Annotated in this window: 17 protein-coding genes; 8 read left to right on the top strand and 9 right to left on the bottom strand. The window is 71.3% G+C overall.

All coding sequences use genetic code 11. From position 1 onward, the window contains the following. Positions 1-58: 58 nt before the first annotated feature. Positions 59-673: a hypothetical protein gene (locus ACZ3IG_RS33915; protein WP_467436941.1), complete on the top strand. Its 615-nt coding sequence runs from the start codon at positions 59-61 to the stop codon at positions 671-673. A 617-nt stretch (positions 674-1,290) separates the two neighbouring features. Here the strand turns inward: ACZ3IG_RS33915 and ACZ3IG_RS33910 are convergent. Continuing rightward, a complete protein-coding gene (locus tag ACZ3IG_RS33910) occupies positions 1,291-2,232 on the bottom strand; it encodes an AraC family transcriptional regulator (protein ID WP_467436939.1) in 942 nt (313 codons plus the stop codon). A gap of 101 nt (positions 2,233-2,333) precedes the next feature. On the opposite strand from ACZ3IG_RS33910, the gene ACZ3IG_RS33905 reads away from it, so the two are divergent. Beyond that, positions 2,334-3,263 carry an MBL fold metallo-hydrolase gene (locus ACZ3IG_RS33905; protein ID WP_467436938.1) on the top strand — a complete coding sequence of 310 codons (930 nt, stop codon included), beginning with the start codon at positions 2,334-2,336 and terminating at the stop codon, positions 3,261-3,263. 383 nt (positions 3,264-3,646) lie between these two features. Here the strand turns inward: ACZ3IG_RS33905 and ACZ3IG_RS33900 are convergent, their stop codons facing one another. Then, positions 3,647-4,258, bottom strand: a complete 612-nt coding sequence (locus tag ACZ3IG_RS33900) for a TetR/AcrR family transcriptional regulator (protein WP_467436937.1) — start codon at positions 4,256-4,258, stop codon at positions 3,647-3,649. Positions 4,259-4,358: 100 nt separating this feature from the next. On the opposite strand from ACZ3IG_RS33900, the gene ACZ3IG_RS33895 reads away from it, so the two are divergent. Together ACZ3IG_RS33895 and ACZ3IG_RS33890 are read left to right on the top strand one after the other, a co-directional pair. After that, positions 4,359-5,273: an NmrA/HSCARG family protein gene (locus tag ACZ3IG_RS33895; protein ID WP_467436935.1), complete on the top strand. Its 915-nt coding sequence runs from the start codon at positions 4,359-4,361 to the stop codon at positions 5,271-5,273. A gap of 15 nt (positions 5,274-5,288) precedes the next feature. Further along, a complete protein-coding gene (locus tag ACZ3IG_RS33890; RefSeq protein ID WP_467437008.1) occupies positions 5,289-5,411 on the top strand; it encodes a hypothetical protein in 123 nt (40 codons plus the stop codon). Between the two features lie 365 nt (positions 5,412-5,776). Here the strand turns inward: ACZ3IG_RS33890 and ACZ3IG_RS33885 are convergent, their stop codons facing one another. Then, complete coding sequence (locus ACZ3IG_RS33885) at positions 5,777-6,913, bottom strand: Gfo/Idh/MocA family protein (protein WP_467436934.1); 1,137 nt, start codon at positions 6,911-6,913, stop codon at positions 5,777-5,779. Then, entirely contained in the window at positions 6,898-7,551 is a 654-nt protein-coding gene (locus tag ACZ3IG_RS33880; RefSeq protein WP_467436932.1) for a ThuA domain-containing protein, read from the bottom strand. Before ACZ3IG_RS33880 ends, ACZ3IG_RS33885 begins: the two co-directional genes overlap by 16 nt. A gap of 146 nt (positions 7,552-7,697) precedes the next feature. Here ACZ3IG_RS33880 and ACZ3IG_RS33875 point away from each other — a divergent pair, with 146 nt between their 5' ends. Beyond that, on the top strand, positions 7,698-8,510 hold the full coding sequence (locus tag ACZ3IG_RS33875; RefSeq protein WP_467436931.1) for an ROK family protein: 813 nt from the start codon (positions 7,698-7,700) through the stop codon (positions 8,508-8,510). Here the strand turns inward: ACZ3IG_RS33875 and ACZ3IG_RS33870 are convergent. Continuing rightward, positions 8,419-9,192 carry a FadR/GntR family transcriptional regulator gene (locus ACZ3IG_RS33870; RefSeq protein ID WP_467436929.1) on the bottom strand — a complete coding sequence of 258 codons (774 nt, stop codon included), beginning with the start codon at positions 9,190-9,192 and terminating at the stop codon, positions 8,419-8,421. The two genes, ACZ3IG_RS33875 and ACZ3IG_RS33870, sit on opposite strands and share 92 nt — an antisense overlap. Positions 9,193-9,296: 104 nt before the next feature. Between ACZ3IG_RS33870 and ACZ3IG_RS33865 the strand changes: the two genes are divergently transcribed. Further along, on the top strand, positions 9,297-11,033 hold the full coding sequence (locus ACZ3IG_RS33865; protein ID WP_467436927.1) for an IlvD/Edd family dehydratase: 1,737 nt from the start codon (positions 9,297-9,299) through the stop codon (positions 11,031-11,033). A 50-nt stretch (positions 11,034-11,083) separates the two neighbouring features. Next, positions 11,084-12,271, top strand: coding sequence for a fumarylacetoacetate hydrolase family protein (locus tag ACZ3IG_RS33860; protein WP_467436926.1), 1,188 nt, complete (start codon positions 11,084-11,086; stop codon positions 12,269-12,271). Positions 12,272-12,332: 61 nt separating this feature from the next. Here ACZ3IG_RS33860 and ACZ3IG_RS33855 read toward each other — a convergent pair whose 3' ends face one another. From ACZ3IG_RS33855 to ACZ3IG_RS33840, 4 genes are read right to left on the bottom strand one after another with little or no spacing between them, the layout of a single operon-like run. Continuing rightward, on the bottom strand, positions 12,333-14,714 hold the full coding sequence (locus ACZ3IG_RS33855) for a beta-xylosidase/alpha-l-arabinosidase (protein ID WP_467436925.1): 2,382 nt from the start codon (positions 14,712-14,714) through the stop codon (positions 12,333-12,335). 45 nt (positions 14,715-14,759) lie between these two features. Continuing rightward, a complete protein-coding gene (locus tag ACZ3IG_RS33850) occupies positions 14,760-15,656 on the bottom strand; it encodes a carbohydrate ABC transporter permease (protein ID WP_467436923.1) in 897 nt (298 codons plus the stop codon). Position 15,657: 1 nt separating this feature from the next. After that, positions 15,658-16,560, bottom strand: coding sequence for a carbohydrate ABC transporter permease (locus tag ACZ3IG_RS33845; RefSeq protein ID WP_467436922.1), 903 nt, complete (start codon positions 16,558-16,560; stop codon positions 15,658-15,660). Beyond that, positions 16,557-17,867, bottom strand: coding sequence for an extracellular solute-binding protein (locus ACZ3IG_RS33840; protein ID WP_467436921.1), 1,311 nt, complete (start codon positions 17,865-17,867; stop codon positions 16,557-16,559). Before ACZ3IG_RS33840 ends, ACZ3IG_RS33845 begins: the two co-directional genes overlap by 4 nt. Before the next feature lie 339 nt (positions 17,868-18,206). Here ACZ3IG_RS33840 and ACZ3IG_RS33835 point away from each other — a divergent pair, with 339 nt between their 5' ends. Then, positions 18,207-19,235 (top strand): LacI family DNA-binding transcriptional regulator, encoded by a 1,029-nt coding sequence (locus ACZ3IG_RS33835; protein ID WP_467436920.1) that lies wholly within the window; start codon positions 18,207-18,209, stop codon positions 19,233-19,235. Positions 19,236-20,099: the final 864 nt, after the last annotated feature.

The following is a 20,099-nucleotide window of genomic DNA, read 5'->3' as shown; positions in this document are numbered from 1 at the left end:
GTGGTCGGCCGAAGCCTACGAGCGTCAGTGGAAGCAGGCTGAGGATGCTCTCAGCGATGTGTTCGACCCGGAAGTCCACTGTGGCGACGAGCACGTCGACGCGTTCCACGACTCCGTGGGTGGCCTCTGGCCCTTCTCCCACCAGTGGATGGTGGAGGCCTCAGTCTTGAAGAACGGCGTGACAGCGTTCGAGGCGTACCTTGAAAAGTCAGCCCATGAAGTCATCGAGGGGTGGCGCGTCACCGTCGAGGACCGGCAGGGAACCCATCGACTTCGTCTGAAGACACCTAAGGGCTTCACCTCCCCGGGCTGGAAGACCCTGGTCACCGCTCACACCGTTCTCGGAAGCACCGTCGACACGCTCGACGTCGAGTGGGCCAAGGACCTGCGACATCTCCTGACCCACCAGAACGGTGAGCTTCGCGACGAGGAAGCGCTTGAGGAGTTCCGGGATACCGACGCCGAGGCTGACGCCGATGCCCTTCACCATGCCCACGTCGGGGGCCGAGTCCGTCTCGGGGCCGAGCGGGTCGTCGGCGTGCTGGACATGCTGGCTTCTGTTGTGCGTCACGCCGACGTGGCCGTCCATGCGTACGTCTGGGGGCGGAAGCGTCGGCAGGTTCCGTGGCACGAACTCCACACCGCGAAGTGCTTGGAGTTCATGCCCGAGTGAGCGGCGGCGTCACACGGCGACGGACTCGGGCTGAAGTGCGACAGTAATAGCGCAGCCAGCGCGGGTGACGCGGCGGTGCGGTGCCCTCGGCGGTGTTGCAGATGCCGTACAGCAGGCCTTCTCCGAATCACTGGTTCAAAACCGGTAGCGCTCGTCGCGTCAGGAGAGGCCAGCCTCGCGATTGCCGTCGACCCGCGTATCCTTACCGCCCACCGCCTCGACCTGGTCATCGCCGCCTCGGTACCGCACCCGCGCTCCCAGCATGACGGACCGCACCCCGGTCACACCGGCAGACCGCCCCGATCCGCTTCGGACCATCTGCTGAGATCACCCCGCCTCCGCCCGGCCGGCGCACCAGCCGCGCCACCAGTTACGGGACGACCTCCAGGCAGTCCCTTCGGTGCTGCGGCCGTATTGGTTCACCGGGCCGGCGGTGGCGTCCGCGCATATATCAGCCCCCACGCCCGAAGTCTTCGCAATGCGCATCGGCTTCCTCCCGGATGGCAGTGCTGCCCTGGGCTAGGGGGGCAACTCCGGCCTGTCCGCGGACGGCGGCGACCGGTGATCCCGAGAGCCGCGCCTCGCGCCTCACCCCCTTTGCCGGGAGCCGTCGGTTGTCAGCCCGCTCCGACGGCGGCGGACCGGGCCGTGGCCTGCGCTCGATACCGTCCCGGGGTGACACCGAACTCCCGCTGGAAGGCGTGGGAGAGGGCGTACGGGCTGCCGTAGCCGACGCGCCCGGCGATGGCGGCCAGAGTGTCCTGGGTGTCCCGAAGCAGAGTGGCGGCACGGACCAAACGCCACCAGGTGAGGTATGCCATCGGAGGGCGGCCGACGAGCGCGGTGAACCGGCGCGCCAGGGTGGGCCGGGAGACACCCGCCTCGGCCGCCAGCCGGCCGGTGCTCCACGGCGCGCCGGGATCGGAGTGCAGGGCCCGCAGAGCGGCGGCAGTCACCGGGTCACCGAGAACGCGGGGCCAGGTGCCGTCGCGGGCCTCGGTCATCCAGGCGCGGATCATGTAGACGAGGAGGAGGTCGAGCAGGCTCGGCAGTGCCACGCAGGACCCGCACTTGACCTCATCCAGCTCACCGGCGAGCAGATCGACGGCCGCACGGAGTTCGGGGTGGTCACCCACTCGGTGGGGCAGGTGGACGATCTCAGGCAGCTCAGCCATGAGCGGGTGCATGCGGCTGCAGTCGAGCCAGTACGTGCCGCAGATCACCTCGGTCCCGCAGGGCTCCCGCCCGGTCGGCGGCTCCGGCTGCCCGGCAAGGGACTCCTCGAACGGCACCGCCTCGGTCCTCGCGGTCGCCGGGTCGATCGGGAAGTCGGCGATCACGTGGCCGGTGCCGTGGGGCAGCAGCACCGCGTCACCCACACCGAGGAGCACGGGCGCGCGGTTGTCGGTCACAAGCCAGCAGCGGCCCTTGACGACGACGTAGAAGCCCGCGCCGTCGTACGGGTCCAGCCGCGCGCACCACGTGCCGTCGGTCCGCATCCGGTGGAACCAGGGGTGCCCGAGGTGCACGGCAGAGATCGCGTCGCTCACCACATCCATTCCTCAACCCTATCTGCCGTATAGAGCATGAGACGCATGCGTATCTTCATGAGTGAATAGATCATTGAGGCGATCGACTGGTCGTTCTTAACGTGAGCGGCATGATGAACGAGAACGAGGACATGCACAGCATGACGCTGGGCGATGTCGAGGTCATCCGGGTCGTCGAGTGGCAGCAGCCGGTCCTGCCTGCCTCCGCGTTCCTCCCCGCGGTCCCCGCCGATACGTGGAAGGACAACGAGGACTGGCTGGCGCCGGACCACTGGGAACCGGACAGCGGCATGGTGGTGTCCGCCCTGCAGAGCTGGGTGCTGCGCAGTGCCGGCCGGACCGTTCTGGTCGACACCGGGGCCGGACACGGTCGTGAGCGGCCGGGCATGGGGCCCTTCCACAACGCGCAGAGCGACTTCCTCGGCCTGCTGGAGCGGGCGGGCATCCGTGCGCAGGACGTCGACGTCGTCGTCAATACCCACCTGCACGTCGACCACGTCGGATGGAACACCGTCGCCGCCGACGGGCAGTGGGTGCCGGCGTTCCCCAATGCCCAGTACCTCATTCCGGCCGCCGACGACCTCCACTACGGTCCGGACAACGCGTACGGCAACGGCCTGCAGGAGGTCGACCGCCTCGTCTACCAAGACAGTATCGAGCCCGTCCACCAGGCCGGACAGTCCGTGCTGTGGGAGGGCCACCACCGCATCGACGAACACCTCACCCTGCAGGCCGCACCCGGCCACACTCCCGGCTCGTCCGTACTGCGTCTGGCGTCCGGCAGCGACCGGGCGGTCTTCGTCGGCGACCTGCTGCACCACCCGGTGCAGATCCTGCACCCCGGTTGCAACAGCAGTGCCTGCCTGTCCCCGGAACAGGCCGCGGCCAGCCGCCGCCGGATCCTCGGGCGGGCCGCCGACGAACGGGAACTGCTCGTTCCCGCCCATTTCGGTGGCGCGGGGGCCCTCGAAGTACGACGGAACGGCGACAGCTTCTCCCTCGGCCCATGGGCAACAGCAGGCCGCGGGCAGAGCGTCTGACTCCGAGCGGGCCGTGACCTCGCCCGCCCCCGACCTGGCGGGTCTTCAACGGTGCTCGCCCTGGTGAGCATCGTGGTCGCCACGACGCGGACCCCGCTCGTCCCGGTGTTCAAGAACGTGGACGTGCCTGAACTACTGGACACCGAGGCGTGGGTCGTCACCTCGACCCTGTGCGCCCTCACCAGCGACCTGCTCACCATGACCGCAGGCCGAACGCTCCAGGGCCTCGTCATGAGCGCGATACCCCTCGGTAGCGGTCTGCCGCGAGACATACTCCCCCACGAAAGACCCGACTCCGCGATGGCCCTGGTGAGCTCCTGCAGGGGCATCGGCGGCAGCCTGGCCCTGTCCGCAGCGGCCCTCGTCGCCCAGCACGCCCTCTTCTACGGGGCCGCCGGGCCGGGGGTCCTCTGCATCGCCCTCCCCCCACCGACGCCGTGCTCAGGGCTGAGCCCTTCGACAGCGAGGCGGAAGAGGCGGTCGGCCTGGGTCCCGGGGTCCTCGTGGTGCTCAGTGGCCAGGGCGATGCCGACGGCGAGGGTCAGCAGGTCGTGGAAGGTGACGTGCGGTGCGACCGCCTTGTCGCGAATGGCCCGCTGGAGCAGAGGAGTTCCGGCCGCTGCGATTCTGTTGCCGCAGGAGTGCGGGGAGGGTTCCTCGGCCGGAGGCTCGTAGCTGAGGGTGTTGGCGAATCCGCGGGCCGAGACGGCGTAGCGGACGAGGGCGTGGAGCCACTCCAGGAGGGCAGTGCGGCCGTCCTCGGCCGCACTCAGCCGGTGGGCGCGCTCGCACAGGCCCTCGATGCGCTCCCGGAAGACGGCATCGAGCAGGGCACGGCGGGTGGGGAAGTGACGGCGCACGGTCGCCGAACCGACGCCTGCGGCGCGGGCGATCTGCTCCTGGGACGCCTCGGCGCCGTGCGCGGCGACCTCGGCTTCGGCGACGGCGAGGATGCGCTGGTAGTTGCGTCGGGCGTCCGAACGCTGACCGGTCATGATCTCCTCATTGCTAAACGGCGGGCCCCGCCATATCTTAGCGGCAGACAAAGCGGCGGGCCCCGCCGTTTTTTTCTCCGGTCCGTGAGGAGCAGCACCCATGCCCATCAACAGCGATACCGTCCTGGTCACCGGAGCCACTGGCCAGCAAGGCGGGGCCACGGCCCGCGCACTCCTGGCCGCCGAGGTGCCCGTACGTGCACTCGTACGCGATCCTCGGTCGGAGTCCGCCCGTGCGATCGAGGCGCTGGGCGCCGAACTGGTGGTGGCGGATCTCTCCGACCGGGCCTCCCTCGGCCCGGCGGTCGAGGGAGTCCGCGCGGTGTTCTCGGTGCAGGCGCCGCCCATGACCGAGACCGGCGTGGACTTCGCGTCCGAAATCGCCCAAGCCACCAACCTGGTGGACGCGGCGAAAGCCGAGGGAGTACGCCAGTTCGTGCAGTCCTCGACCAGTGGAGTCGGTGAGCACACCCGGGTCGCCGGCTGGGCCGAGGGCCGCTGGGCGGCGATGGCCGACTACTTCCAGACCAAGCAGGCGATCATGGAAGCGGTGCGGGGCGCGGGCTTCGCCCGCTGGACGGTGATCAAGCCCGCCTTCTTCATGGAGAACCTGCCCCTGCTGGCGCCCAAGGGGCCGCGCGGCGGACTGCTGACGGTACTGAAGCCGGAGACCGAACTGGCCCTGGTGGCCGTGCGGGACATCGGCACGGCCGCGGCGCACGCCCTTCGGGACCCTGACCGCTTCCACCAGGTGGAACTGGAACTGGCCGGTGACGTGCGCACGATGGAGCAGGTCGCGCAGACCTTGTCCGACGCCTGGGGCGTGCCCGTGACCGCGCCCTCCATGAGCCTGGAAGAGGCACTCGACGCGGGTATGCCGATGTGGGGAGCCGGCCACGAGTGGAACAACGCGGTCCTCCAGCCCGCCCGGCCCGAGTTCGCCCGGGAGTTGGGCATCCCGGTCACCACGTTCGCCGAGTGGGCGGATGAGCAGCTGACACCCGTGGCCGGCTAGGGCGTATCCGGCGCTGTGACGCTCGGCATCCCCGCCGCGGTGGTTGCCGAGTTCGCCGGGCACCCGTTGGCCGGCCCGCCGTTCTTCACTCCGGAGACGGTGACGACCGACCGCCGGTTCGTCTACCGCAACGACTGACGTGCTCCGGCTCAGCACAGAGGCTCGCGTGCTGCTCGGGGCGCGGTCTGCTACAGCTCGGACTCGTCGAGGTGCTTGATGTCCGTGAGCACAACACCAGTGGTCAGAGGGCCGGGAGGTCCGTTCTGAGGGCACGAGCAGCGTTCTGATCCGGCCCTGCGGCTCTTCGCGGAGAGAGTTCGAGGGCACGGGAACGACACGGGCACCAAGGGTGCGGGGGGCGGTATCCAGACCGCCGACGACAACCGGCCCGTCGCCTTCCTCCCGGCGGTCGTACGGAAGTTGGTGGCGGCCGGGGTCGGCCGGACCGTCTGTCGACGCCGCCCCGAGCCGACGCGCGGGCGTACGTGGAGGTGGTCCGCCAACTAGCGCGGGGCGGCGGTGCGCTGAACCGGAAGGGTGCCCGTGCCGGTGGCCGGCAGGTCGACCGGGGCGGGCCGGGGGCAACCGGTGACCGGGAGTGTGCCGCCTTGCCGGGCCGAGTCCAGGAGGGTGAGCATCACCTCCAGGACGTGGGCGGCCAGTTCGGCGGACGCGCGGTGCGGTGTTCCGAAGACGAGGGCGTCCGCCAGGTCGGCCAGTCCCGTGCCGCGTCCGGCACCCGGGTACCCGGCGGACACCGGCAGCGGCTCCCACTCCCGACGGTCCGCTGCGTACCGCTCGACCTGCCCGTCGAAGCAGTTGGGGTCGGGGACCGACAGCGACCCCTCGGTGCCGTACACCTCGATCCTGGGCAGCCGGGAGGCGTGCACGTCGAAGCTCATCACCAGCGTGGACAGGGCGCCGCCCGCGTGCCGCAGGATGCCGGTGACGTGGGTGTCGACCTGGACGGGGAAGCGCTGCCCGGCGCGCGGGCCCGAGCCGATCTCCCGCTCGGTGCGCGGCGCGGCGGCGGCGCCGGTCACCTCCGCGACCGGGCCCAGCAGGTGGACGAGTGCGGACAGGTAGTACGGGCCCATGTCGAGCAGCGGTCCGCCGCCCGGCCGGTAGTAGAACTCCGGGTCGGGGTGCCAGACCTCATGCCCGGGCACGGTCATGAAGGCCGTCGCGGCCACGGGGGTGCCGATCAGTCCGTCGTCGACGGCCCGGCGGGCGGTCTGGATGCCGGTGCCGAGCACGGTGTCCGGCGCGCAGCCGACGCGGACGCCGGCCGCGCGCGCCGCGGTGAGTACGGCGGCGGCCTCTTCGCGGCCGGCGGCCAGCGGCTTCTCGCCGTAGACGTGCTTGCCCGCGGCGATCGCGGCCAGCGCGACTTCGGCGTGCGCGGCCGGCACGGTCAGGTTGAGCACGGCGTCGACGTCGTCGCGAGCGAGGAGTCCGGCCACGTCGCCGACCACCGCGGCGCCGGTGCCCGCCGCTGCCCGCGCGGCGCGCGCCGGGTCGAGGTCGGTCACCGCGGTCAGCCGCAGGGTCGGCGTCCTGGCCAGGGTGCCGAGGTACTGGCCGCTGATGTAGCCGGCTCCCACCAGGCCGATCCGCAGCGCGCTCACCGGCTCGCCCACAGCAGCCCTCGCTCGGTCAGCGCGCGTACCTCGGGCACGTCGAAGTCGTCCGCCTTGTGGCCGACGGTCGACACGAAGACGCGTCCCAGGCCGTGCCGGCGTGTCCACACCGCGGGCATGACGACGGGGGTGTCGTGGTCCGCGTCCTCGCTGAAGGTCGTGGTGGCCAGGATGTCGACGGCCGGGTCGGTCGCGACCCAGTACTGCTCGGTGTGCACCCGGAAGTCACCGAGCCCCTGGACGACCGGGTGGTCCGACCGCTCGGGCACCGGGTGCACCACGTGGTCGACGAATCCGGGCGGATGCATGAGGAACTGGCCGCCGGTCAGCAGGAAGTACTCCAGGTCGCCGCGGAACGCGTCGACGATGCCGCCGTGCCAGCCGGCGAGTCCGGTACCGGCCCGTACGGCGGCCGACAGGCCGCGGCTCTGCTCGGCGGTGATGTCTCCCATGCTCCAGCACTGCACCACCAGGTCGGTGGCGGCGAGCCGTTCGGCGTCCTCGTAGACCGCGAGGTCCGCCGCGGTCTCGACCGCGTAACCGTGGTCCTTGAGGAACGGCAGGAACAGGTCCGTGATGGTGACGGGGTCGTGGCCCTCCCAGCCGCCACGGACCACCAGCGCTCGGCGGTTCGGCATGTCGGTCACGGGCGTCGCACGCTCCCATCATCACCGTCGAGTCGACTTCACCCGACATGTCGAACAGCCGTCAGGCGAAGTGTTCGCGACGCTAACCAGCTCCCCTGGGGAGCGTCAAGACCGCGGTCGTCGTCGGGGGCTGAGGGATGCCTCGCTCTACGGGTGGGCCTGATTCCGGTCCGTCCCTGGGAGACTGGCGCCGTGGGTACGGGTTCGTCCCGTGCTGTCGCGCCGGTCCGGCCGGTTCGACCTGCTGCCCCGACGACTGCCCCTGCCGCTCTCCTCGGACAACCCGCTCAAGGCCGGCACCCTGGCGGAGCCGCGGTCCGGCGCCGGCGGCGAGGCGGACGACATGGTGGTCGTCACTGGCTGCACCGGCGTCAGGACGGGTTCGCGGTCGGCGGCACATACGCGGCACCGGCAACGCCGCCGGCGAGTGGGGCCACTCGACCGTCGTCATCGACGGCCGGCCGTGCCGGTGCGGCAATCGTGGCTGCCTCGACCCTGCCTTCGACACCGTCCGCTTGGAGAGGTCCTCCCTCACCGGCGACCCGATCAGTCCGGGCCCCGGTACCGTCGCCCTCGAAGGCTTCCTCACCGGTCTCGGCGTGCCCGCACCCCGCGCCCCCCGCCCGCCACGCGGCGGCGATCGCCACCACTGCGCCGCCCGCGCACTGACCGTCCCTTTTCCCGCGGCGGCCTCGAATCAGCCGAGTCCGGCGTGGGGAGGCCGTCCACTGAGCCCGTCCCGGCCAGGTCACATGCGGCGAACAGCGGCGATGCCAACCCCGGGCGGGTGTGCGTCGCCCGCCGGCGGAGGCGGCTCCCAGTCCGGTCCCCGCCGTCACCGCACCCGGTCGGGGCACATCACCGGCCGGCCGGCCGCGTCGTGTCGGGCCCTACGGCATCGTCCGGCATCCCGGGTGACCGGGCGATCTCCTGTTCGGCGGCCTCGATGACGGCCAGTACGGCGGCCGCCGCGGCCTCGGGGTCGCGGGCCGCTACGGCTCGCACGACGGCGCGGTGGCCGGGCAGCGAGTCCTCCACCGCGCCGGGGGTCTGGGTGCTGACGAGGAAGCTGTGTTCCAGCGCGATGTCGACAGCGCGGCCCAGTGAGCCGAGGAGACGGTTGCCGCTGGCGTCGAGCAGCGCCCGGTGGAAGGTGATGTCGGCCTCGACGTACCCGCTGCGCCCGGGTTCCGCCGCCGCGGCCTCCATGGCCGCCAGGGACTCGTACAGGAGGCGTACGTCGTCGGGGCCGGCCCGGTCGGCGGCGAGCCGGGCCGCCTCGGGCTCGACGATCCGGCGCAGTTCACTCGTGTCGCGCAGCAGGGCCGCGGCGTCCCCGGCCTGTTGCCAGCGCAGCACGTCACGGTCCAGGTGGTTCCAGTGCTCGGGAGGCAGCACACGGGTGCCGGTGCGCGGGCGTACGCGCAGCATCCCCTTGGCGACCAGCGCCTTGACCGCCTCCCGCACCACTCCCCGGCTCACGCCGATCTCGGCCGCGAGCGCGTCCTCGACCGGCAACGCCTCCCCCGGCGCCCAGGCTCCGCCCGCGACCCGCCGCCCCAACTCGTCGACCACGCGCTGGTGCATGGTCAGGAAGTGCACCACGATTCCGGCCCGCCCCCTGGACGCCATTCATCGAATCATTTAATGATTGTGTCACAGGGTACGGCCCCCGGGACCGCGCCCGGCAACACCCCATCGCGAAGCGGACGACGCCAGAGCCACGGGAGTGCTATATGACCGACGGTCAGCAGACGAGCCGGCGCAGCCAGGCATGGTTCGGTGCCCGGGGCCGCGGCGGGATGGTGTACCGCTCCTGGATGCGCAACCAGGGCTTCGGTCACGAGGTGTTCGACGGGCGCCCCGTCATCGGCATCGCGACCAGTGCCTCCGAACTCGCCCCGTGCAACGCCCATCTGACCGGCGTCGCCGAAGCCGTCAAGCGCGGGGTGTGGCAGGCCGGCGGCTTCCCGTTGCAGTTCCCCACCATGGCCACCGGCGAGACCCTGATGCGCCCCACCGCCATGCTGTACCGCAACCTGATGGCCATGGAGGTCGAGGAGCTGATCCGGGCCAACCCGCTCGACGGCGTCGTGCTGCTGTCCGGCTGTGACAAGACGACCCCCGCCATGCTCATGGGCGCCGCCAGCGTCGACCTGCCCGCCGTCATGGTCACCGGCGGGCCGATGCTCAACGGCAAGTACCGGGGCCAGGACGTGGGGTCCGGCACCCATGTGTGGAAGTTCGAGGAGGACCTGAAGACCGGCCGGATGAGCGAGGAGGAGTGCTTCTTCGCGGAAGGCTGCATGGCCCGTTCCCACGGGCACTGCATGACCATGGGGACCGCCTCGACGATGGCCTGCATGGCCGAGGCGCTCGGCATGCAGCTGCCGGGTTCGGCGGCCTGGCCGGCGGTCGACTCCCGGCGGATGGAGACCGCGCAGGCGGCGGGGCAGCGCATCGTGGGGATGGTGGAGGAGGAACTGCGCCCCTCGCGGATCATGACCCGGGAGGCGTTCGAGAACGCCGTCCGGGTCAACGCGGCCATCGGCGGCTCCACCAACGCCGTCATCCACCTCACCGCCATCGCCGGACGCCTCGGCGTCGAGCTGGGCCTGGCGGACTTCGACGACCTGGCCCGCGCGGTGCCGACCCTGGTCAACCTGATGCCCAGCGGCAGGTTTCTGATGGAGGACTTCTGCTACGCGGGCGGCCTGCCCGCCGTCCTGGCCGAACTGCTCGGCGGCGATCTGCTGCACGGCGGACAGCTCACGGTCACCGGGCGCACCGTCGCCGAGAACACCGAGCACGCCGAACGCGTCGGCTCCGACGTCATCACCGGCCTCGACGCCCCCTTCCAGCCGGCCGGCACCGGTATCGCCGTCCTGCGCGGCAACCTGTGCCCCGACGGCGCCGTGATCAAGCAGTCCGCCGCGTCACCGCACCTGCTCACCCACCGCGGCCCCGCGCGTGTCTTCGACTCCCCCGAGGCCTATCACGACGTGGCCGACGACCCGGACCTCGACATCGACGAGAACACCGTCATCGTCATCCGCAATGCCGGCCCCAAGGGCTACCCCGGGATGCCCGAGGTCTCCAATGTCCCGCTGCCCGCGAAGCTGCTGAAGGCCGGCGTCACGGACATGGTGCGGGTCTGCGACGGCCGGATGAGCGGCACCGGGTACGGGACGGTGGTCCTGCACGTGGCGCCCGAGGCCGCCGTCGGCGGGCCGCTCGCCCTGGTGCGCGACGGGGACCCCGTCGTCCTCGACGTCCCCCGCCGCACCCTGCGGCTGGACGTGGACGACACCGAGCTGGCCCGGCGCCGGCAGGCCTGGAAGGCCCCCGCCGAGCGGCACAGCGGCGGCTACACCTGGCTCTACACCCAGCACGTGGAACAGGCCGACCGGGGCGCCGACTTCGGCTTCCTTCGCGGAAGCCGTGGGCACGAGGTCCCGCGCGACTCCCACTGAGTCCACCCCGGGCGACCGACCGCCCCCTCCAGACCAGGAGAGCATCGACTGTGGAAGCGGCAGCAGCGCGCCCCCGTCCGGTCCTCACAGCCGGCTCCGTCCTGCCCGAGGACGCCGGCCGGGCCGCCCTCGTCGCGCGCGTCCACGACCCGCGGTACGACGGACCGTGTGTGGCCGCGGTCCGCGGCGAGCACGTCGTCGACCTGACGTCCCTCGCGCCCACCGTCTCCGACCTGATGGAACGCGACGACGCGGTGGCCGTCGTCCGTGAGGCCGACGGCGGACACACCTGGCGTCTGGACGAACTCCTCCGGGCACCGGCCGGCCGCCGCGACGTGCCGCGGCTGCTCGCCCCCGTCGACCTCCAAGTGATCAAGGCCGCGGGCGTCACCTTCGCCCGGAGTCTGCTGGAACGCGTCATCGAGGAGCGCACGGGCGGCGATCCGGCGCAGGCCGCGCGGGTGCGGGCCCGCGTCGGGCAGCTGGTGGGCGGCGCGCTCGACGGCATCCGCCCCGGATCGCCGCAGGCGCGGCGGGCCAAGGAACTGCTCGTCGCCGAGGGAGTGTGGTCGCAGTACCTGGAGGTCGGCATCGGACCGGACCCGGAGATCTTCACCAAGGCCCCGGTGCTGTCCGCGGTCGGCACCGGCGCCGACATCGGCGTGCTCGGCGCCTCGGTGTGGAACAACCCCGAACCCGAGGCCGTCCTCGTGGTGGACTCACGCGGCCGGGTGCGCGGCGCGACGCTCGGCAACGACGTCAACCTCCGCGACGTCGAGGGCCGCAGCGCCCTGCTGCTGTCCCGTGCCAAGGACAACAACGCCTCGTGCGCGATCGGCCCGTTCGTCCGCCTGCTCGACGAGGACTTCGGCCTCGACGCCGTCCGCCGGCTCGACATCGGCCTGCGGATCGACGGCACGGACGGCTACGTCCTGCACGGCAGCAGTTCGATGCGTGAGATCAGCCGCGACGTACTGGAACTGGTGGCCGCCACGCACGGCCCGCACCACCAGTACCCGGACGGCTTCGTGCTGTTCACCGGAACGCTGTTCGCCCCCACCGAGGACCGGCACGCCCCCGGTGCGGGTTTCACCCACGAGTACGGCGACATCGTACGGATCTCCAGCCCGCGGCTCGGTGCTCTGGTCAACACCGTCGTCCGCAGCGAGGAGGCCGCGCCGTGGACGTCCGGGGTACGGGAACTGATGCGCGGCCTCGCCCGGCGCGGCGTGCTCTGAGCCGACGGGACCCGGTACGGCCGGCCGCCGGCGCGAGCGGCGGGCCGGCCGCGCACCCGGTTCAGGTCAGGGCGACCGGTTCCTGCGTGACCGTGGCGTGCAGGCGCCGCGTGTGATCCACGTGGCGTTCGGCTCCGGTCAGCGTGACCCAGGCCGTCAGACGGCACTCCGCGCTGGAGGCGGCCAGCCGCACCTCCAGCGCGCCGGGTTCGACGACACGCCGGCCGTCGCGCCCGGTGAAGGAGGCGACGTCGGCCGGGACCGTGACCCGCAGGCGCCGGGCCTCGCCCGGCTCCAGGTCCACCCGGCTGTAGCCGACGAGGCGCTGCACGGGCTGGACGACGGAGGCGACCGGGTCGTGCAGATAGAGCTGGACGACCTCGGTTCCGGACCGGCCGCCCGTGTTGCGCACGGTGAAGCCGAGGGTGAACTCGCCGTCCGTCGGGACCTCCTGGGCATCCACGGTCAGGTCCGTCCAGTCGAACCGCGTGTAGGTCAGGCCGTGCCCGAAGGCGAACGCGGGGGTCGGGTCGACGCTGGACACCTCGCCGGCGTGCGCGAGCCGCGCCCCGAGGTACGTCGCCGGCTGGGAGCCGGGCCCGCGCGGCACGCTGACCGGGAGCCGTCCGGAGGGCTCGGTGCGGCCGCTGAGCACTCCGGCGATCGCGTGCGTGCCCTCCTCGCCGGGGAAGAAGGACTGCACGATGGCGGCGGACTCCGCCACGGCGCGGCCGAGGGCGTACGGCCGTCCCGCGATCAGCACGGTGACCACGGGGGTCTCCAGGTCGAGCAGGGTGTCGAGCAGTCGCTGCTGCGCGCCGGGCAGTTCCAGGCTCTCGGCGTCGCATCCTTCGCCGCTGGTGCCCCGCCCGAAGAGCCCGGCGCGGTCGCCGAGCACCACCAGGGCGACGTCGGCCTCGCGTGCCGCCTGGGCGGCCTCGGCGATGCCGGAGAGGTCGCCGTCGTCGATTCCGGTGCCGCGGGCGAAGGTGATCTCGGCGTCGGGGAACTCGGCGGCCACGGTGGCGCGCAGCGTGGGCAGTTCGATGCCGAGCGGGGTCCCGGGGTGGCGTACGCCGATGTGCTGGGGGAAGGAGTAGCAGCCCAGTACGGCGGTGGGCTCGTCGGCGCCTGGGCCGAGCAGGGCGATGCGGCGCGGCCTGCCGAGCGGCAGGGTGCCGTCGTTGCTCAGCAGCACGACGGCTTTCTCGGCGACCGTGCGGGCCAGCGCGCGGTTGCCGGGACCGTCCAGGTCGATCCGGCCGCGCAGGGCCTCCGGGTCGTCCAGGTCCGCGCCGTCGAGCCCGGCCGGCAGGGGGTTCCAGTCCGGGTCGAGCAGACCGAGCGCCGCTTTCTGGGTGAGGACGCGGCGCAGTGCGCGGTCGACCAGCGCCTCCGGTACGCGGCCGTCGGCCACGGCCTCGGCCAGGGGCGCGCCGTATGTCTTGACGTTGGGCAGTTCGACGTCGATGCCCGCCCGCAGCGCCGCGCCGGCGGCGCCGGCCCAGTCGGCGGCGACGCCGTGCAGGGTCTTCAGGAAGGCGATGGCGAAGTAGTCGGCGACGACCGTGCCGTCGAAGCCCCACGTGTCGCGCAGCAGCCCGGTGAGTAGCTCCTCGTCGGCTGCGGAGGGCACGCCGTCGGTGTCGGTGTAGGCGTTCATCACCGACCGGGCGCCGCCTTCGCGGATCGCCATCTCGAACGGGGGCAGCAGGACGTCGGCACGCTCCCGCGGGCCCACGGAGGCGGGCGCGAGGTTGCGGCCGGCGCGCGAGGCCGAGTAGCCGGCGAAGTGCTTGAGGGTGGCGACGATCCCGGCGGACTCCAGGCCCTGTACGTAGGCCGTTCCGATGGTGCCGACCAGGTACGGGTCCTCGCCGATGGTCTCCTCGACCCGGCCCCAGCGGGCGTCGCGCACCACGTCCAGGACGGGCGCGAGTCCCTGGTGGACGCCGACGGCCCGCATGTCTCGTCCGATGGCGGCGGCCATCCGCCGCACCGTGTCCGGGTCGAAGGTGGCGCCCCAGGACAGCGGAACGGGGTAGGCCGTCGCCCCCCAGGCGGCGAAGCCGGCCAGGCACTCGTCGTGCGCGAGGGCGGGGATGCCGAACCGGTTCGTGGCGGCGATACGGGTCTGGGTGCGGGCCAGGGAGAGCGCGCCCAGGGCGGGGTCGACCGGCACCGTGCCGAAGGGCCGGGTCAGCTGGCCGAGGCCGGTGGGCAGGAGCGCGTCGAGGTCGACGGCCTCCTCCATGTCGTGCTGGTGGGGGGCGACTTCACCGCCCTGGTCGGAGGCGCCCACCCACACCCCGTACAACTGGGCGGTCTTCTCTTCGAGGGTCATCGCGTCGATCAGGGCGTCGACCCGCGCGGTGACGGGGAGGGCGGGATCGTGCCAGAGGGAGATCGCGGAGGTGTTCTCTACAGCCACGTCGGCGTTCACTTTCCACGGAGTCGGTGTCGGTGTCGTTGCCGGTGTCGGTGCCGGTCAGCGGCTGAATCCGGCGGTCAGGCCGCTCAGCAGCTGACGGCGGCCGAACGCGTACAGCACCAGGACGGGCAGGGTGGTGAGGACGACGGCGGCGAGGACGGCGGGGACGTTGACCCCGTACTGGCCCTGGAAGGTCCACAGTGCGAGCGGCAGGGTCCGGCGGTCGGGGCTCTGGGTGAGGACCAGCGGGAGCAGGAATCCGTTCCAGATGGTCAGCGCGTTGAAGATGGTCACGGTGAGGATGGCCGGCCGGGTCAGCGGTGCCGCCAGCCGCCACAGTGTGGTCCATTCGGTGGCGCCGTCGACCCGCATGGAGTCGAACAGTTCCTTGGGCACGTCGCGGACGAAGTTGGCCAGGACCAGCACGGACAGCGGGACGGCGAAGGCGATCGACGGAAGGATCAGCGCCAGCAGACTGTCGTAGAGCTGCAGTTTGATGATGATCAGGTAGACCGGGATCACCGTCGCCTGCAGCGGGATGGCCAGGCCCATGAGGAACAGGCCGTTCATCGCGCGCAGCACCCGCATCCGCCAGCCGCGGACGATGGCGTAGGCGGCCATGAAGGAGAACACGACCGCGGGTATCACGGCGCCGGCGGTGACCACCACGCTGTTCAGGAAGTAGCGCAGGAAGTCGGACTCGATGACCAGCCGGTAGTTCTCCAGGGTCGGGTCGGCCGAAGGCACCAGCGGGTTGCTCGAGTAGTAGCGGCTCTGCGCCTTGAGGCTGGTGATGAGGGTCCAGTACAGGGGTACGGCGACGACGACGAGCCAGAGCCATCCGGCCAGGCCGCCCGCCCAGTTGCGCCGGCGGGTCGCCTGGCGGGAAGGGCGTCGCCGCTCACGGTGGGTGGTCTTCTGCGGTCGTCGCGGCTCGGTCAGCGTGGTGGTCACGTCAGGCCCCCTCGAGTTGGCTCGCGCCGGCGTCCCGGCCCCCGAGCCGGCGCAGCAGCAGGGCGAGGGCCAGCCCGACCAGGACCAGGATGACCGCGATGGCGCTGGCCGGTCCCATCAGGCTGGCCTGGAACCCCCGCTTGTACATGTCCAGTGCGAGGACCCGGGTGGCGTCGCCGGGGCCGCCCTCGGTCAGGATGAAGATGAGGTCGAAGAAGGTGAGCGACCCGACCACCATCAGGGTGGACGAGGTGATGATGGTGTATTTGAGCTGGGGCAGCGTGATGCTGAAGAACTGCCGCACGCGGCCGGCTCCGTCCAGCTGCGCCGCCTCGTACAGAGCCGCCGGGATCTGCTGGACACCGCCCTGGTAGATCAGGGTGTGGAACGGGACGAACTGCCAGGAGACGACGAAGACGACGACCCCGAACGCGAGCCAGGGCCGCCCCAGCCAGTCCTGGCTGAGCGCCTGGATCTTCAGCCCGGCGCCGAGCCCGAAGTTGGGGTCCAGCAGTGCCTTGTAGGCGATCGCGATCGCCGCGGAGCTGAGCATCAGCGGCACGAAGTACACCACGCCCAGCACCGCGCGGTAGCGCTGGCGGCCTGCCAGGAACGCGCCGAGCAGAATGCTCAGCGGTGTCTGGACGGCCCAGGACACCGCCATCACCAGGAACGTCACCCACAGGGCGTGCGGCAGGCCGGGGTCGGTGAGCACCGCGCGCCAGCTGGTCAGCCCCGACGGGTGGATGGCGCCGATCCCGTCCCAGGTGGTGAAGCTCAGCGCGAAGACACCGACGAGCGGGATCACGGCGAAGGCGACGAAGACGAGCAGCGCCGGCGCCGCCAGCCACGGCAGGATGCTGCGCGGTTCGCGTCGCGGCGGTCGGCTGGTGAGTGCGCTCATTTGCCGATGACCGCGTTGAGGTTGCGGGCGAAGTCCTGTGGTGACAGGGACAGCTGGAACAGCTTGACGATGTTGTCCAGCAGGGTTTCGGCGGCCGTCGGACTGAGCGCCTGGTCCCAGGACTGGCCGAACGCCTTGGCCTTGCTGGCGACGTCGTAGGTGAACTGAAGGAAATCGGCGCTCTTGGAGGCGGCGAGCAGTTTCTCCGTGCCCAGCTTGATCGGGACCGACCCGTTGTCGATCCACTTCTTCACCTCCTGGTCCTGGAGGACGCCCGTGGCGAAGAACTCCTTGGCGATCTTCTTCTGCTCGGCGCTGGCCTTCGCGGAGATGGACAGGTACTGGGCGGGGTTGCCGACGGTGTTGCCCGGGTCGCCCTTGCCGCCCTCCACGGGCGGGAAGTTCATGTAGCCCAGCGAACCGCTGGAGACGAAGTCCCCGCCGTCGGTCTGCTGGATGCCGTACGACCAGGCGCCGTGCAGCATCATCGCGGCCTGGCCGGTGTACAGCAGCGCCTGGTCCGCGTTGGAGTCCGCGGTGATCGAGGAGAAGCCCTTGATGAACCCGTCGGCCTTGACCAGGTCCTGCACCTTGGTCAGCGCGTCGATGGCGTCCGGGGCGGACCAGGCGTTCTTCTCGCCCTCGACGACAGCCTGGAACACCTCGGGACCGCCGATGCGGTCGAAGAGGAACTCCAGCCACATCATGTTCGTCCACCGGGACTGGCCCCCGAGGGAGAACGGCGCTATGCCCTTCGCGTTGAACTTGGGCACCAGCGCCATGATGTCGTCCCAGGACTCCGGCGGCTCCACGCCCACCTGGTCGAAGACCTTCTTGTTGTAGTAGAGGATGATCGGCTGCACGGTCTCGCACGGCATCGCGTAGATCTTGCCGTCGACGGTGGCCGCGCCGAACGAGGACGGGAACAGGCTCTTCTTGACCTCGGCCTGCTCGTCGAACCACGAGGTGAGGTCCTCGACCTGGCCCGCTTCCGCGTAGGTGCGCAGGGTCCCGCCGCCCCAGCCCCAGATGACGGTGGGCGCCTGCCCGGCGCCGATGGCGGTCTTGATCTTCGTCTTGTACGCGTCGTTCTGGAAGGTGGTGTCCTTGATCTGGTCATCGGGGTGGGCCTTGTTGAAGGCGTCCACCGCGCCGGCCCTGACACCTTCCTGCGGCTGGCCGTTCAGATACCAGTACGTGGCCCCACCACCGCTCTTGCCGGGGCCGGACGAGCCGCAGGCCGCCAGCGCCGCGGAGACCGGCACACCGGCGGCCAGGCCGAGGAGGGTACGTCGGGAGAGCGCCATGTCATTTCTCCGCACTCGAGAGCCACAGGCTTCTCGTGAGTCGTGGTGAAAGGATTTCGAAAACAGTCTTCTTCGGGCTCCGTGCGTGCAAATTAGGTTTCAGGCTCACGCGCTGTCAAGGCATGTGCAGGGCCGTTGTTCAACCGTCACGACCTGCCGGATTTCAAGCGAGGACGTCCTCCGAGAGCCCCGGCGGGGATCGAAACGTTTCGAAAAGGGATGGCGGGGACGGAGGCACGCTGCGATGATTGCGACTGACACGCACTGTCGGTGCAGGTCATGTCGGCCATCCCGGCCGACGGCTCAGCACACCGGGGAACGGACTACCGAGAGGAACCGATGCGACCGAACGCCAGGCGCACCACTTTGGCGGACATCGCCCAAGCGGCCGGGGTCTCCGTGGCGACCGTGTCCAAAGTGGTCAACGGTCGCGGTGACGTGGCGCCGCACACCCGCACCCGGGTTCAGGAGCTGCTGCGTCAGCACGACTACCTCGCACCCGTGTTCCGCCACACCGAGGCCGCCGAAGGCCCGACCATCGAAGTGCAGTTCAAGGGCGGCCTCAAGTCGTACGTGGCCGAGACCCTGGAAGGCATCGTCGACTCCGCCGCCGAACTCGGGGCCTCGGTGGTGATCAGCAAGGCGTCCCATGCCCCGCACTGGGCCCGGAACCTGGTCTCGGCCGGGCGCCGCGCCGTCATCGCGGTCACCAGTGTGTACACCACGGCGCACCTGAACGAACTGGCCCGGTCCGGGCTGCCGCTGGTCGTGCTGGACCCGCTGCACCTGCCGGACAGCCGGATCAACAGCGTCGGAGCGACCAACTTCACCGGCGGCCTGGCCGCGACCCGGCACCTGCTCTCCCTGGGCCACCACCGCGTCGCCTATCTCGGCGGACCGGCCATGGCCGTGTGCAACCAGGCACGCATGCACGGCTACCGGGCCGCCATGGAGGCCGAAGGAGCACGGGTGCCCGACGGGTACGTCCGGCCCGGGGAATTCACCTACGAGAGCGGGGTGACCGGCGCCACGGCGCTGCTGGAGCTGCGAGAGCCGCCGACGGCGATCTTCGCGGGCAACGACGAGATCGCCGTCGGTGTCATCGAGTCCGCCCGCGCCCGGGGCCTGCGCGTGCCCGAAGACCTGAGCGTGGTCGGCTTCGACGACACGAGCCTCGCGGGGATGGCCTCCCCGCCACTGACCACCGTGCGCCAGCCGCTGCGGGAGATGGGCGGTACCGCCCTGCGCATCGCCCTCCGCCTGGCCAACGGCGAGAAGGTCGAGTCCCACCACATCGAACTCGCCACCGAACTGGTGGTACGCGCCTCGACGGCACCGCCCCGCGAAGAGACTCCGGCGCCTGGGTGACGCGGACGTGAGGACGTCCGGCAGGGCCGGTCCTGCACCGGGATCCGCGGTTCCTGCGCGGGCCGAGAGGACGGGGAGCCGCGGGGGTACGGCGGTGCCCCGCCGTGACTCCGGCCCTCCCTCTCGAACGTTCCGCCGGCGCCACGCGGACACACAGGTCCGGGCCCACCGCCGGTCTGGAGTCCCGACGACCGAAGTACGTGGCCTGTCGAAGCGCTGAGGAATTGGTGTGCCTGGATGGGGGAACCGGGCGGGGCACTGAGCTCGCCGTCGGAGCGACGGTCACCGGGGACGGGGGGTGAGCCCTTCGTCCCGGCGGTGAGGAGTCCCGACGCGTGCCGCGGGTTCAACCCGCGCCCAGGACCGCCCGGTCGGTGTCGTCCCGCTTCGAAGTGGTGCCGGCGCTGACAAGTGCGAAGCGCCGGGCAGGGCGCCGGTGTCCTCGGCCATGACCGTGACGCTGTGCACGCGCTCGGTCGCGGAGGTGGGACGGTCCGCGAACTCGTCCAGCGCCGCGAACGGCTCGCCCATCAGCAGCAGTCCGGGATCGCAGACCAGCGACCGGGCGAGCCAGGGGCGCTTCTTCAGACCATGTCCGTGCCGTCGAGGAACGGGCGCCGACCTGACCGGCGAAGAGAATCTCCCCGCCGTCCTTCCTCGCCTTCGCGCGCGTCCTCGGCCAGGCCTCCTGTTGTCAGCACGCCACAGCCTCGGGGGCCTGTTCGACGGCCCGCTTGTCCGGGCGCTGTAAGGACACCCCCCCCCCGCTTCAGGTACGTGCCCGCCCCTGATTCGGTCAGCCGCGCCCCGCGCCGCTTCAGAATCAGCTCGCCGATCAGCCGTCGCGTCCGCAGCTGCCCGCTC

This window comes from Streptomyces sp. NPDC016677 (assembly GCF_055562815.1).
This window is presented reverse-complemented; position numbering and strand designations above follow the sequence as displayed.

Excerpts from the sequence above, each read along its gene's own strand:
- ACZ3IG_RS33910 (WP_467436939.1), bottom strand. The coding sequence starts at position 2,232 with ATGGATGTGGTGAGCGACGCGATCTCTGCCGTGCACCTCGGGCACCCC.
- ACZ3IG_RS33905 (WP_467436938.1), top strand. The coding sequence starts at position 2,334 with ATGATGAACGAGAACGAGGACATGCACAGCATGACGCTGGGCGATGTC.
- ACZ3IG_RS33900 (WP_467436937.1), bottom strand. The coding sequence starts at position 4,258 with ATGACCGGTCAGCGTTCGGACGCCCGACGCAACTACCAGCGCATCCTC.
- ACZ3IG_RS33895 (WP_467436935.1), top strand. The coding sequence starts at position 4,359 with ATGCCCATCAACAGCGATACCGTCCTGGTCACCGGAGCCACTGGCCAG.
- ACZ3IG_RS33880 (WP_467436932.1), bottom strand. The coding sequence starts at position 7,551 with ATGCCGAACCGCCGAGCGCTGGTGGTCCGTGGCGGCTGGGAGGGCCAC.
- ACZ3IG_RS33875 (WP_467436931.1), top strand. The coding sequence starts at position 7,698 with ATGCCTCGCTCTACGGGTGGGCCTGATTCCGGTCCGTCCCTGGGAGAC.
- ACZ3IG_RS33870 (WP_467436929.1), bottom strand. The coding sequence starts at position 9,192 with ATGGCGTCCAGGGGGCGGGCCGGAATCGTGGTGCACTTCCTGACCATG.
- ACZ3IG_RS33865 (WP_467436927.1), top strand. The coding sequence starts at position 9,297 with ATGACCGACGGTCAGCAGACGAGCCGGCGCAGCCAGGCATGGTTCGGT.
- ACZ3IG_RS33845 (WP_467436922.1), bottom strand. The coding sequence starts at position 16,560 with ATGAGCGCACTCACCAGCCGACCGCCGCGACGCGAACCGCGCAGCATC.
- ACZ3IG_RS33840 (WP_467436921.1), bottom strand. The coding sequence starts at position 17,867 with ATGGCGCTCTCCCGACGTACCCTCCTCGGCCTGGCCGCCGGTGTGCCG.
- ACZ3IG_RS33835 (WP_467436920.1), top strand. The coding sequence starts at position 18,207 with ATGCGACCGAACGCCAGGCGCACCACTTTGGCGGACATCGCCCAAGCG.